Raw genomic sequence first — 12765 nt, forward strand, 5'->3', positions numbered from 1 at the left:
GAGAGAGGGACGGAATGGGGGTATTGCGCGGGGCGAGTGACTCATGTCATACTCATTCTCGATGCGCATCGACGATACGTATCGACGACACGAACAACAAAGCACGCAAGACCAGCACCACAGAACCACACGCAGACCGTTCAGCAGAGAGCGCAAGGAGGCCGGGACATGCCCACCAGCAAGGACGTTGCCCAGGCCGCCGGCGTTGCACAGAGCACGGTTTCCTATGTTCTCAGCGGCAAGCGGCCCATCTCCGAGAAAACGCGGAAAAAGGTGGAGGACGCCATCCAGCAGCTGACCTACCAGCCAAATGCAGGAGCCCGCGCACTTGCCAGCCGCAGGACGCGCGTAATCGGCCTCGTTATCCCTTTCATCCCCGAGTTGCACATGGCATCGATCATGGAGTTCGTCTCCGTGATCGCCAACACCGCCCGCCTCTATGACCACGACATCCTGCTGGTCACTGAGGATGAGGGCGCGCCTGGGCTGCAGCGTGTGGTGGGCCAGCAGATCTGCGACGGCCTCATCCTGATGCAGGTGGAAGGCGACGACGAACGTCTCCCGGTGGTCCGCAGCCTCCACGTTCCCGTGGTGCTGATCGGCATCCCGCATGATCCCTCCGGTTTGGTTTGCATTGATGCCGACTTTGAAATGGCCGGAGAACAATGCGTCCAGGACCTCGCCGCGGCAGGCCATGAAGTCATCTCCGTCCTTGACTGGCAGCCGGAAGTAGTAGACCGTCACGTGAACTACGTTGAGCGGTTCATGTCCGGCACCGACAAAGCCGCCCAAAGCCTGGGCGTCAAAGTGCTTCACCTCCCTGGGGGAACTGATCGCGAAGCGATCGCGGAATCCGTGGACAAAGCCTTGGCGGAGACCACCGGAGTGCCTGCGTTTATCGCTCCGGACGGCACCGTTCAGGACGTTCTTCGACGCGTCCTGACCAGCCGCGGCCTCACTCCTGGCACGGATGTCTCCGTCATCGGCAGCGCTTCCCCCACCTTGGCTGAGCTTCAGCCCGTCCCCCTTTCCACCATTGACCTCCGCCCGGCCGAAGTATCCCGCCGTGCGGTGAAGATTATTTGCGATCTCCTCGAAACCGAAAACCAGGGACCAACCGAATCCCTGGAATTGGTACCCACGGTCATTACGCACCGTGCCAGCACGCTGCGTCCACCCCACGGCAGCTAAACCCTCTCAAAGCACCCTGTATTACAGTTTCCGAATTCATCGATACGCATCGTCGATACGCATCGATAACTCAACCCCCAGAAAAAGGAACAGACAATGAAGTCAGCACAAAGGACAACCCGTCGTCCTCTTGCCCTCGCCGTCGCTGCATTGGTCGGTCTCCCCCTGGCCCTCTCAGCCTGCGGGACCTCCACTGCAGCTTCGTCGTCGGAGGCCGTCACCGAAATTTCCGTGATGGACTACTACAACAACGAGCCCGACAAGTCCTTCATCGGTGACGCCCTTACCAAGTGCGGCACCCAGGCAGGTGTCACCATCAAGCGGGAGACCGTTCCGGGCAAGTCCCTGATCTCCAAGGTGCTCCAGCAGTCCTCCTCCAAGACGCTTCCGGACGTGCTCATGCTGGATAATCCGGATCTCCAGCAGATTGCCGCCACCGGCGCCTTGGCTCCCTTGGCAGACTTCAAGATCAGCACTGACAACTTCGCCGAGGGTGTCCTGAGTGCAGGCACCTACAAGGACAAGGTGTACGGGCTGGCTCCCACCGTGAACACCATTGCCCTGTTCTACAACAAGGACATCCTGGACAAGGCCGGCGTCACCCCGCCCACCACCTGGGATGAGCTGAAGGCAGCAAGCGCGAAGCTCACTGCGGGCGACCAGTACGGGCTCGCATTCAATGCCAACCCCACGTATGAAGGCACTTGGCAGTTCCTCCCGGTCATGTGGTCCAACGGCGGCGACGAGAAGAAGATCGACACCAAGGAAACCGAGCAAGCACTCCAGCTCTGGACCGACCTGGTCAAGAGCGGCTCCGTCTCTTCCTCGGCCCTGAACTGGACCCAGGCCGATGTCAAGGACCAGTTCATGGCCGGCAAAGCAGCCATGATGGTCAACGGCCCATGGCAGATTCCGGCCCTGGATAAGCAGCCCACTCTGCAGTACGGCGTGGTCAAGATCCCCGTCCGTGAAGCCGGCCAGACGTCCGTTGCTCCGCTGGGTGGCGAGGTGTGGACGGTCCCCCAGACCGGTAACAAGGCACGCCAGGCCAAGGCTGCGGAAGTGGTTGCCTGCCTGAACAGCGACGAGAACCAGATGGCCATGGCCAAGGTCCGCAACACCATTCCTTCCAAGACCACGCTGGCGGATAAGTTCGCCAGCGAAAACCCCAAGCTTGCTACGTTCACGGAGCTGATCAAGACGGCCCGGGCCCGCACCGGCGAGCTCGGCACAGAATGGCCAGCCCAGGCAACCAAGATCTACACCGCAATCCAGACTGCCCTGACCGGTAACGCCTCCCCGGCTGATGCCCTCAAGCAAGCGCAAGGCCAGTAAGCGGCGAGCCATGTCATTGACAACAGATTTGTCGCAAACAGCGGCACGTTCCACCGGAAAGGCCAAGGCAAAGAGCGGCCGCCCGGCAGGCTCGCCTACAGAAGCGCAGAAACCACGACGCCGGACCCGCCAACGTCGCGAGCGCATCTTCCAGTGGCTCTTCCTGGTCCCTGCCGTGGTCTACATGGCGCTGTTCTTTGGCTACCCGGTGGTCAAGAACGTCGTCATGAGTTTCCAGGACTACACCACGGCCACCTTCTTCACCGGAGAAGCCCCATGGGTAGGGTTGGCCAACTACGTAACTGTCTTGTCGTCGTCGTTGTTTTCCACCTCGCTGCTGAACACCGCACTGTTCACGATAGGTTCCATCCTGGGGCAGTTCGTGATCGGGCTGGCGTTGGCGATCTTCTTCCAACGCAAGTTCCCGCTCAACGGCATCCTGCGGTCGCTGCTCCTGCTGCCGTGGCTCCTTCCCTTGATCGTCTCCAGTGCCGTGTGGCGTTGGATCCTGGACAAGGACAGCGGAGCGCTCAACCGTTTCCTGGGCGATCTGGGCATCGTCGATACCGGCGTTCCGTGGCTGACCAGTACCTCGTTGGCTTTGATCGCTGTGGTGGGGGTGAACATCTGGATTGGCATCCCGTTCAACCTGACCATCCTCTACGGCGGCCTGCAGGAGATCCCGGATGAGCTGTATGAGGCCGGGTCACTCGATGGCGCCACGGGTTGGAAGGCGTTCCGGCATATCACGTGGCCGATGCTCCGGCCGGTAGTGAGCGTGGTGCTGGTTCTCGGCGTCGTCTACACCCTCAAGGTGCTGGACATCATCCTGGGCCTGACCAACGGTGGCCCGGCGAACTCGACCCAGACCATCGCCACCCAGTCCTACGATCTCTCCTTCCACGAATTCAAATTCGGCGAAGGCGCGGCCCTGGGCAACGTGCTGGTCATCATTTCCCTGGTCTTCGCGGTCCTGTACCTGCGGGCAAGCCGACGCGCTGTGGATGAGTGAGGAAACCATGACAACCGTACTGAAAGCACCCACGCTCCGGCCCACCAGATCAAAAGCAACAGGACGCAAGAACTGGGGCTACACGGCACTTGCTATCCTCTTCCTGGCCATCATGCTGTTTCCGGTCTACTGGATGGTCAACGCCTCCCTGCAGCCCAACGGCACTACCTTGGAAACCTCGTGGTTGCCCTTGAAGCCCGACTTCACGGGCTATGCCACAGCCATCAATGAGCAAGCCGGGAACCTCGGCACGAGCCTGGTCATCTCCCTTGGCAGCGTGGCATTGAGCCTGGCAATCGCCGCCCCGGCAGCCTACGCGCTGGCCTACTTCAAGGTCCGCGGCGCAGGCGTTGTCCTGTTCGCCATCCTGATCAGCCAGATGATCCCGGGCATCGTAGTGGCCAACGCCCTGTACACGGCATACAACGACCTCGGGCTTCTCAACTCCATTCCGGGCCTGATCCTTGCGGACTCGGCACACGGAATCCCGTTCGCCATCCTCATCATCCGGGCGTTCATGAACGGCATGCCGGCATCCGTGATCGAGGCCGCGCGGGTGGATGGGGCGGGGCACGTCCGGGCGTTCTGGTCGATCGTGATTCCGCTGAGCCGGAACTCGCTGATCACCGCAGGACTCTTTACGTTCCTGTTCGCCTGGAGCGACTTCCTCTTCGCATTGACCCTCACCACCACGGAAGCGGTCCGTCCGGTCACCCTGGGCATCTTCCAGTACATCGGCGCCTACGTGAACGACTGGAGTTCAGTGATGGCGACGGCGGTACTCGCCTCCATCCCGGCCATCGTCCTGTTGGTCGCGGCCCAAAAATACATCGCCGCAGGCACCACCGGCGGCGCGGTCAAGTAGACCGTCACTCATCAGAAGGAAAGAATCATGCCTGAAACAAGCAAGCCCATCCGCGTCACCGTCTGGAGCGAAAACCGGCACGAGAAGCGGGACGAACTCGTGGCACGCCTCTATCCCGAGGGAATGCACGGTGCCGTCAAGGCGGGCATCGAGGAGAACCTGGGTTCCGCCGTCGAGGTCCGGACCGCCACCCTGGACGAACCCGAGCACGGCCTCACCGAGGAAGTCCTCGCCAATACCGACGTCCTCACCTGGTGGGGACACATGTCCCATGCAGACGTTGACGACGAGATCGTGGAACGCGTCCACCGCCACGTCCTCGCGGGCATGGGCCTGATCGTGCTCCATTCGGGGCACTGGTCCAAGATCTTCACCAAGCTCATGGGCACCACCTGCACCCTGCGCTGGCGCTCGGAACATGATCGCGAGCTCGTGTGGACGGTGGACCCGACCCACCCCATCGCCAAGGGCGTGCCGCACCCCATCGTGATCCCCGAGCAGGAAATGTACGGCGAATTCTTCGATATCCCCACGCCCGAGGAGCTGGTGTTCATCAGCTCGTTCAGCGGAGGCGAAGTCTTCCGTTCCGGCTGCACGTTCCGGCGCGGCCACGGCAAGATCTTCTTCTTCAGCCCCGGCGACCAGGACTACCCCGTCTATCACCACAAAGACATCCGCCGCGTCATCGCCAACGCCGTGGAATGGGCCGTCACCGACCGTCCCGAGCGCGCCGTTCCGGAGCTGCTCAGGTATGAAACCAACGACTTCTTCAACGGCAAGAGCTACCAAGGAGCCAACGCGTGAGCACGCCTTTCGCCACAATCCCCGACGACGGCACTCCCCTTCGCGTCGTCGTGGTCGGTGCCGGGGGCATGGGCCGTGCCTGGCTTCGAACCGTTGAGGCGTCACCGTTGGTGGAGCTCGTGGGCATCGTGGATCTGGACCTTGCGACCGCTGCCGAGGCTGCAGCCTCGCTGGGCCGTCCCGACCTTCCGGTAGGTGTCGGCACGGCGGCACTGGCGTCCGACGTCGGAGCCCAAGCGGTCATCAACGTCACCGTTCCAGCCGCGCATCATCCGGTCACGACCGAGGCACTCGCTGCGGGCCTGCCGGTCCTTGGCGAAAAGCCCGTGGCCTCGACGGTGGCGCAAGGGCTGTCGTTGGCAGCAGCTGCTGAGCTCCACGGCCAGCTGTTCATGGTCAGCCAGTCCCGGCGCTACAACCGTCAGCTGTTTGAAGCCAAGCGGCTGTCCGGGTCTCTCGGCCGTGTTGGCATTGTTTCTGCCGAATTCTTCAAGGCGCCACATTTTGGCGGCTTCCGCGACGCCATGAACCACCCACTGTTGCTGGACATGGCCATCCACCAGTTCGACATGGCCCGGTTCCTGCTCGACGCCGATCCCGTCTCTGTTTTCTGCGAGGAGTACAACCCCTCCTGGAGTTGGTACCGCGGTGATGCCGGGGCCACGGCCGTCTTCGAAATGACCGGCGGGGAGCGCTTCGTGTTCAACGGAAGCTGGTGCAGCCCCGGTCAGGAAACCTCGTGGAACGCCTCATGGCGGATCAGCGGCGAGCACGGCACGGTCTTGTGGGACGGGGACAACGAACCTGTTTCCTCGGCACCCATTCCGTTGGGGCCCGGTGCTTCCGATCCGGGCCAGGAAATCGCTGGCTCCCTGCGCGACTTCGTATCTGCAGTCCGCACGGGAAGCACCCCAATGGGGCAGGTGCACCAGAACATCATGAGCCTGGCCATGGTGGAGGCGGCCATCCTGAGTGCTTCGTCCGGGGCCCGTGTTTCCGTGGACGCGCTGCTTGAGGACTCGTACCAGCAGGCCCTACTAGCCGAGCGGGACCCCGCTGTGTTGGAGGTTTTGAAGTCCTGGACATCGGTTCGCAGTGCGCTTGCCGGAGGCAGTGCGCTTGCGGGGGAAGGCGTTCGACTGTGACGCGGAAGCTGCGGGTGGGCATGGTGGGCTACTCCTTCATGGGCGCGGCCCACTCGCATGCGTGGCGAACCGCGCCCCGCTTCTTCGATCTCCCACTTGCGCCCGAGCTGACGGCGCTGGCTGGCAGGAATGCTGCCGGTGTTCAGGCAGCCGCGGACAAGTTCGGTTGGGATTCCGTAGAGACCGATTGGCGTCGCCTGATTGAGCGCGATGACATTGACCTGATCGATATCTGCTCCCCCGGAAACACGCACGCCGAGATTGCGATTGCCGCCTTGGAAGCGGGCAAACACGTGCTGTGCGAGAAGCCCTTGGCCAACAGTGTTGCTGAGGCCGAAAAGATGACCGCTGTCGCATCCTCGGCCGCCGAGCGGGGCGTGTACTCGATGTGCGGTTTCACGTATCGGCGAACTCCTGCACTGGCCCTGGCAAAGCGGATGGTGGACGACGGCCGGCTGGGCGAGCTCCGGCACGTCAGGGCCCAGTATCTCCAGGACTGGTTGTCGGACGCGGACGCCCCTCTAACGTGGCGCCTGGACAAGTCAAAGTCCGGCTCCGGTTCACTGGGTGATATCGGTGCGCACAGTATCGACGCTGCCCAGTGGATCACCGGGTCCAGCATCACCGGGGTTTCGGCCCTCATGGAGACGTTCGTGAAGGAACGGCCGATCGGCGGGGACCTCGTAGGGCTCGGTGGGCACGGAGGTACAGATGGTCCGCGCGGGCCAGTAACTGTGGACGACGCAGCGATCTTCACCGCCCGTTTCCAGGCGAAGACATCCGGGGCCGGAAAGACATCCGACGCCGGCCCGATCGGCGTGTTCGAGGCGACGCGGTTCGCCCTGGGACGGAAGAACGCCATGCGGCTGGAACTCAATGGCACGCTCGGCTCGTTGGCTTTCGACTTCGAGGACATGAACTCGCTGTCCTTCTACGATGCCTCCGAGGAGGACGCCGGTTTCCGCCGGATCATCGTGACGGAACCATCCCACCCCTACGTCGGAAACTGGTGGCCCACAGGGCACGGCCTGGGCTACGAGCACGGATTCACGCATCAGGTGGTGGACCTCGTGAATGCCATCGGCGCTGGCGAGCAGCCCTCGCCGTCGTTCTCTGATGCCTTGCAGGTACAGAAAGTGCTGGCAGCGGTTGAGGCCAGCGCCGGGGCTGGGAGCCGTTGGCAGAAGGTGTGAGCGTGCGGGCTTCCTGCCTGCCTGAACGCTGCCTGCCTGAACGCTGAGAACCCGCTGTTTCGTTGCTGGGCAACAACGAAACAGCGGGTTCGCAACGTGTTAGTGGTTTAGCGTTTGGCGAGCTGAGCGGGTTTGATGGCCGACAGCAGGGCTGCGGCGTAGGCCAGATGTCCTGCCTCGTTCGGATGGAAGTTAGCGTCGGGCAGCCGATCAAACGGGGGTACGGGCGCCAGGATCATCACAAGCCATGGATCTGCAGAATTCGCTGCATGCCCGAGGAACTTCTTGGTGACATCGATGAACTTGGCGTTGGTCTGGCTGTCAGCCACCGCCTTGGCAATTGTCGCGTTGAGGGCATCGACGGCCAGATTCACTTGGACTTGGTTCGCCGGTGGGATCACCGGGAGACCATTGGCGGGATCAAAAAGCCGCGGATAGCCCATGACAGTGAGGGTCGCCTCCGGAGCCGAGGCTCGGATGTTTTGATAGATGATCTCAAGTCCGGACTCGATCACGGGAAGATTGGCGATGATCCCGCTTACGGTGCCCTCACAAAGCTGTGTATCCGGCGTAGAGCAGTTCTGCAAAGCGAGCAAACTGCCGGCATCTACGGCACCAGCGGTAATGCTCACCAACCCAGCATTGTGGAGCGCGGATTGCCCTACACTGCTGGTGATCTGTTCAAATACGGACGGCGTCACTCCGTCATAAAAGGGTCCGGCCGGGAACAGCACGGCTCCGTGACAGGCCAAATTGGCCACTAAAGCGACCCGCCCTGTCGCGGCGACATCATCGACATAGCCCGGACTACTCTGCCAACAAGCTACCGGTGGACGGTACAAGTCCCCCGCGCCCGTCCCTGCCGTGTACGAATCGCCGAGTGCCACATACGTGATCGGTGGCGGCGGTGCGGCGGTCGCCGGACTGGCCGTGAATCCTAACGTGAGTGCAAGGGCGGCCAATCCGCCTGCGAAAGCCAAGTGCCGGCGTCGTGCTCGATGAGTTGCCATGGTGTTTCCCCTTCATGCTGCTCTTTGGGGCTCCGGTGGTCCGTCAAAAGGGATCACTTCGCGGCTCGCCCACCCGTCGGCCGCGTACGGGGCAATGTGTTGGCCAGATTACGCCCGGCAGGCAATGCGGTACAGACCCATCGACAAGCTATTTTTGGGCTTTCACTTTCCGGCGGTAAAGGATGTTTCCAACCAGCGAGATTGTGCCGCCGATAAGCAGCGCGACCCCTATCAAGGGCAAAAGCGCTACAGCCTTCTTGGATGGTCCTTCCAAAGGAATCTCAAGCGTTCCGGTGATGTCATCAGGGTGGTAGGTGACATCGATGGATTCGCCGATCCCGTAGGCGCAGGGCTCGGCGCTGGTTCCTGGAGGAGTGCGGTACGTGGCGCCATCGATCACGACGTCGGCTATAGGCTCGCAGAGGCCTTTTGTACTGATCTTTTGGTCAACCACGATTCCGTGCCCGGCCACCGTGCCCTCGCGCGGCGGTGCGTTATGGAAGAGGAGCAGCCATAGAATTCCAAGAACGATTGCAATAACAGCCGCGCGAAGACTGAACCGTGGCTTGCGGGGCATGTCCTGATCTGCCGGTAAGAGCGTCATATCGCTGGCCAACTACGCGCTGTACCTGGCCAGCCTGAACTCCAAGCCGTTCCGCACCGCGGGCCATTCGTGTTCCAGGATGGAGAACACCACGGTGTCGCGAAGCACTCCGTCCTTGGTGCGCGAGTGGTTTCGCAACACACCGTCCTGCTTGGCGCCGAGACGGGCGATCGCGTCGCGGGACTGGTGGTTGAGCCAGTGCGTCCGGAATTCGACGGCGGGGCAGCCCAGGGTTTCAAAGGCATGCTGAAGAAGCAGCAGCTTGGAGTCGGGGTTGGTGCCTGTTCCGTGGACGGACGCTGCGTTCCAGGTGGAGCCGATCTCGACGCGCGGAGTGGCGGCATCGATGTTCATGTACGTCGTCATTCCGATGACCTTGCCGGTGCTGTTGAGCCTGGTGGCGAAGGGCACCATGGAACCTTGGGTTTGCAGGCCAAGCCTCCGCTCAATCTCCGCAGCCATATCGTCCGGCGTGGGTACGGAGGTGTACCAGAGCTTCCAGAGATCGCCGTCCTTGGCCGCCTCCACGAGGTCGTCGTGGTGATCTGGCCGCAAGGGTTCCAGGGTCACGAATTTGCCGGTCAAGGTGATGGGTTCAATCGAGGTCACCCGGCTAGCCTAACCGGTACGCGATGGTCAGTCGTTCCAGTCGAAGAAGCCCTTGCCTGTTTTGCGGCCAAGCTCCCCACGGGCAACTTTGTCCCGCAGGATCTGCGGCGGAGCAAAGCGGTCACCCAACGTGGAATGCAGGTACTCCGCGATGCCCAGACGAACATCAAGACCCACGATGTCGGTGGTCTTGAGCGGCCCGGTGGGGTGTTTGTACCCCAGGACCATCGCGGCGTCGATGTCCTCCGCTGATGCCACACCCTCCTCAACCATGCGCATAGCCTCCAAGGCAATAGCGACGCCCAGCCTTGAGGACGCAAAGCCGGGCGCGTCATTGACGACGACGGCGGTCTTGCCGAGTGCCTCGGTCCAGTTCTTCGCCGCTCGGGCGAGTTCGGGCGAGGTCTCTTTGGCCAACACCACTTCGATGAGGGTGGAGGCGGGCACCGGGTTAAAGAAGTGCAGCCCGATGAAGTTGGCTGGCCTGCGGAGTTCATTCGCCAACCCCGTCACGGACAAAGACGACGTGTTTGAAGCAAGGAATGCATCTGCGGAAAGGCGGTCCTCCACAGCTTTCAACGCGGCGACTTTGAGATCGTAATCCTCGGGCACGGCTTCTACCACCAGGCCGCAGTGGATAAAGGATTCGTAGTCCGTCGACGTGCTGAACCTGGCCAAGGCTTCTTCGGGGGTTTCGCCCAGGGTGCCACGGGACGCGGACTTGGCCACCGCGTCTGCTACCCGACCCTGCGCCCCGGCGGCTGCCTCATGATCCCTCTCCACGACGATCACGGTGGCCCCTTTGGTCAGGAAAGCATGCGCGATTCCCGCACCCATCCGGCCACCGCCAAGGACTCCAACAACGTGGGGAATCGCGGGTACTGCTGTCATTTCTGGATCCTGTCGTCGTTGGCAGCGGAGTTGGCGGAGTTGCTTCTGTCCTTCTTGTCCAGGAAAGCCTGCATCCTGTCGAATTTGGCCTGGGATTCGAAGAGAATCCCCTGGGCAAGGGTGTCGATCAGCGGGTGCGCTTCCGCAGGAGCGTGGAACACCGACTTGGTAATGCGGACCGCAAGGGGATCCTGGCGGCCGATCCTGTCAGCCAGATTGTGTGCGGCCTCCATGAGCTCAGGGGCCTCGTGAATCTCAGTGATCAAACTGATGCGCAGGGCTTCCTCGGCCCTCAACACGGCGCCGGCGAGGAGGATTTCCTTGGCTTTCGGCTCGCCCACGAGCTCCTTGAGCCGCCAACTGGCGCCGGCTGCGGCAAGGATTCCCAGTCCAGTTTCGGGGTTGCCTATCCGCACACTTGGGGTTCCGATGCGGAAATCTGCCGCATAGGCAAGCTCCGCACCGCCGCCCAGGCAATAGCCGTCCAAAGCTGCGATGACGGGCATGGGCAGCTTGGCGATGCGCATGAAGATGGTTGAGTTGATCCCCCGCAGTGCGTCATCCCGCCGGCGTTCCCGGAGTTGTCCAATGTCCGCGCCCGAGGCGAAGACGCCGTCCGTGCCCGCGATGATCAGGACCTTGGGGTTGCGCTCCAGTTCGGCACAGACGAGGTGAAGCTCGTCCACCATGGTCTGGTCTATCGCATTGCGTACTTCGGGACGGTTGAGAAGAACAGTGAGCCTGTCGTCACGTTCCTCGAGGAGAAGGGTGCTGAAGTCTTCCTGGTTCAGTGCCATTTACACGCCTTCCAGCAGCATTGCCGTGCCCTGGCCCACGCCGATGCACATCGTGGCAAGGCCAAGCTTCGGTCCATTGTTGCTGGCAAGCTCCCGCTCCATGCGGCCCAGAAGGGTAATGGCCAGACGTGACCCGCTGGAACCCAGCGGGTGCCCCAAACTGATGGCACCGCCGTCGTTATTGACGATTTCCGGGTCCAGCCCCAGGCGCCGCATGCTGGCAAGGGACTGGGTGGCAAAAGCTTCGTTGAGTTCCACCGCGCCGAGCTGGTCCACGGTGAGGCCGGTGCGGGCAAGGACCTTCTGCGTTGCCGGGACAGGACCGATGCCCATGATTTCCGGTTCGCAGCCCGCCGACGCGCCATCGATGATCCGGGCACGGGGGGTCAGGCCGAACTTCTTGATGGCTGCCTCGGAGGCGACGATGATCGCAGAGGCGCCGTCATTGAGGCTGGACGAGTTGCCCGCAGTGACGACGGAGCCACCGGGGACTACTGGCCGAAGTCCCGCCAGGACATCCATGGTGGTGCCTTCGCGGGGACCCTCATCAGTGTCCACCACGGTCTCGGACTTGCGGGTCTTGACGGTGACCGGAACGATCTCTTCCTTGAACCGGCCGCCTGCAATGGCCGCCAAAGCGAGTTCGTGCGAGCGGACAGCGAAAGCGTCTGCATCCTCGCGGGAGATGTTGTCCACACGGCCCACTTCCTCGGCCGTTTCAGGCATGGAGTAGGTCATCTTGCCGTCACGGGAGAGCTCGCCCTTGGTGAAAAGCGGGTTGACGAAGCGCCAACCGATGGACGTATCGAAGATCTGGCCCGGCTTAGCGAATGCCGTGGTGGGCTTCTCCTGCACCCAGGGAGCACGACTCATGGATTCGACGCCGCCGGCAACCACGATATCCGCAGCGCCGGACTTGATCATTTGGCTCGCCATGATGATGGCGCTCAGGCCCGAGGCACAGAGACGGTTCACGGTGATGCCCGGAATGTGGAGGGGAAGCCCGGCAAGGAGGGTTGCCATGCGGGCCACGTTGCGGTTTTCCTCGCCAGCGCCGTTGGCGTTGCCGAGGATTACCTCATCAATGGAGTCAGGATCGACGCCGGCACGCGTCACTGCCTCACGGACCACCAGCGCGGCGAGGTCGTCAGGACGGACGGAGGACAATGCCCCGCCGTAACGACCAACCGGCGTCCGTGCGCCGCCAACAAGAAAAGCCTCGACCATGAGAACATCCTTCGCGAAGTGAAAGGGACCGGCCCCGGAATAATATACCGACCGTTCGTTCTATAAAGATTACACGGCCTGC

13 protein-coding genes are annotated in these 12765 nt (G+C 62.2%); 7 read left to right on the forward strand and 6 right to left on the reverse strand.

What is annotated here, in order from left to right:
- The first annotated feature begins 168 nt into the window (after positions 1–168).
- The 7 genes from LDN82_RS17685 (at position 169) to LDN82_RS17715 (ending at position 7545) form a co-directional block, all read left to right on the forward strand.
- Positions 169–1191: a LacI family DNA-binding transcriptional regulator gene (locus tag LDN82_RS17685; RefSeq protein WP_224165245.1), complete on the forward strand. Its 1023-nt coding sequence runs from the start codon at positions 169–171 to the stop codon at positions 1189–1191.
- 96 nt (positions 1192–1287) lie between these two features.
- Positions 1288–2526 (forward strand): extracellular solute-binding protein, encoded by a 1239-nt coding sequence (locus LDN82_RS17690; protein ID WP_224165246.1) that lies wholly within the window; start codon positions 1288–1290, stop codon positions 2524–2526.
- 10 nt (positions 2527–2536) lie between these two features.
- Positions 2537–3538: a sugar ABC transporter permease gene (locus LDN82_RS17695; RefSeq protein ID WP_224165247.1), complete on the forward strand. Its 1002-nt coding sequence runs from the start codon at positions 2537–2539 to the stop codon at positions 3536–3538.
- Positions 3539–3545: 7 nt separating this feature from the next.
- A complete protein-coding gene (locus LDN82_RS17700; protein WP_224165248.1) occupies positions 3546–4403 on the forward strand; it encodes a carbohydrate ABC transporter permease in 858 nt (285 codons plus the stop codon).
- 27 nt (positions 4404–4430) lie between these two features.
- Positions 4431–5207: a ThuA domain-containing protein gene (locus LDN82_RS17705; protein WP_224165249.1), complete on the forward strand. Its 777-nt coding sequence runs from the start codon at positions 4431–4433 to the stop codon at positions 5205–5207.
- On the forward strand, positions 5204–6352 hold the full coding sequence (locus tag LDN82_RS17710; RefSeq protein WP_224165250.1) for a Gfo/Idh/MocA family oxidoreductase: 1149 nt from the start codon (positions 5204–5206) through the stop codon (positions 6350–6352). Before LDN82_RS17705 ends, LDN82_RS17710 begins: the two co-directional genes overlap by 4 nt.
- A gap of 20 nt (positions 6353–6372) precedes the next feature.
- Positions 6373–7545 (forward strand): Gfo/Idh/MocA family oxidoreductase, encoded by a 1173-nt coding sequence (locus LDN82_RS17715; RefSeq protein WP_224167564.1) that lies wholly within the window; start codon positions 6373–6375, stop codon positions 7543–7545.
- 107 nt (positions 7546–7652) lie between these two features.
- Here LDN82_RS17715 and LDN82_RS17720 read toward each other — a convergent pair whose 3' ends face one another.
- From LDN82_RS17720 to LDN82_RS17745, 6 genes are all read right to left on the reverse strand, one after another.
- Positions 7653–8555: an SGNH/GDSL hydrolase family protein gene (locus LDN82_RS17720; RefSeq protein ID WP_224165251.1), complete on the reverse strand. Its 903-nt coding sequence runs from the start codon at positions 8553–8555 to the stop codon at positions 7653–7655.
- A gap of 148 nt (positions 8556–8703) precedes the next feature.
- Entirely contained in the window at positions 8704–9159 is a 456-nt protein-coding gene (locus LDN82_RS17725) for a hypothetical protein (protein WP_224165252.1), read from the reverse strand.
- Between the two features lie 12 nt (positions 9160–9171).
- Positions 9172–9768, reverse strand: a complete 597-nt coding sequence (locus LDN82_RS17730) for a GNAT family protein (protein ID WP_224165253.1) — start codon at positions 9766–9768, stop codon at positions 9172–9174.
- A 27-nt stretch (positions 9769–9795) separates the two neighbouring features.
- Complete coding sequence (locus LDN82_RS17735) at positions 9796–10659, reverse strand: 3-hydroxyacyl-CoA dehydrogenase family protein (RefSeq protein WP_224165254.1); 864 nt, start codon at positions 10657–10659, stop codon at positions 9796–9798.
- A complete protein-coding gene (locus tag LDN82_RS17740) occupies positions 10656–11456 on the reverse strand; it encodes an enoyl-CoA hydratase/isomerase family protein (RefSeq protein WP_224088742.1) in 801 nt (266 codons plus the stop codon). The genes LDN82_RS17735 and LDN82_RS17740 overlap by 4 nt, the downstream gene beginning before the upstream one ends.
- Positions 11457–12683: an acetyl-CoA C-acyltransferase gene (locus tag LDN82_RS17745; protein ID WP_224165255.1), complete on the reverse strand. Its 1227-nt coding sequence runs from the start codon at positions 12681–12683 to the stop codon at positions 11457–11459.
- Positions 12684–12765 lie beyond the last annotated feature (82 nt).

It is taken from the genome of Arthrobacter sp. StoSoilA2, from assembly GCF_019977195.1.
Classification (GTDB): Bacteria; Actinomycetota; Actinomycetes; order Actinomycetales; family Micrococcaceae; genus Arthrobacter.

Excerpts from the sequence above, each read along its gene's own strand:
- LDN82_RS17695 (WP_224165247.1), top strand. The coding sequence starts at position 2,537 with ATGTCATTGACAACAGATTTGTCGCAAACAGCGGCACGTTCCACCGGA.
- LDN82_RS17720 (WP_224165251.1), bottom strand. The coding sequence starts at position 8,555 with ATGGCAACTCATCGAGCACGACGCCGGCACTTGGCTTTCGCAGGCGGA.
- LDN82_RS17685 (WP_224165245.1), top strand. The coding sequence starts at position 169 with ATGCCCACCAGCAAGGACGTTGCCCAGGCCGCCGGCGTTGCACAGAGC.
- LDN82_RS17705 (WP_224165249.1), top strand. The coding sequence starts at position 4,431 with ATGCCTGAAACAAGCAAGCCCATCCGCGTCACCGTCTGGAGCGAAAAC.
- LDN82_RS17725 (WP_224165252.1), bottom strand. The coding sequence starts at position 9,159 with ATGACGCTCTTACCGGCAGATCAGGACATGCCCCGCAAGCCACGGTTC.
- LDN82_RS17715 (WP_224167564.1), top strand. The coding sequence starts at position 6,373 with ATGGTGGGCTACTCCTTCATGGGCGCGGCCCACTCGCATGCGTGGCGA.
- LDN82_RS17735 (WP_224165254.1), bottom strand. The coding sequence starts at position 10,659 with ATGACAGCAGTACCCGCGATTCCCCACGTTGTTGGAGTCCTTGGCGGT.
- LDN82_RS17745 (WP_224165255.1), bottom strand. The coding sequence starts at position 12,683 with ATGGTCGAGGCTTTTCTTGTTGGCGGCGCACGGACGCCGGTTGGTCGT.
- LDN82_RS17690 (WP_224165246.1), top strand. The coding sequence starts at position 1,288 with ATGAAGTCAGCACAAAGGACAACCCGTCGTCCTCTTGCCCTCGCCGTC.
- LDN82_RS17740 (WP_224088742.1), bottom strand. The coding sequence starts at position 11,456 with ATGGCACTGAACCAGGAAGACTTCAGCACCCTTCTCCTCGAGGAACGT.
- LDN82_RS17700 (WP_224165248.1), top strand. The coding sequence starts at position 3,546 with ATGACAACCGTACTGAAAGCACCCACGCTCCGGCCCACCAGATCAAAA.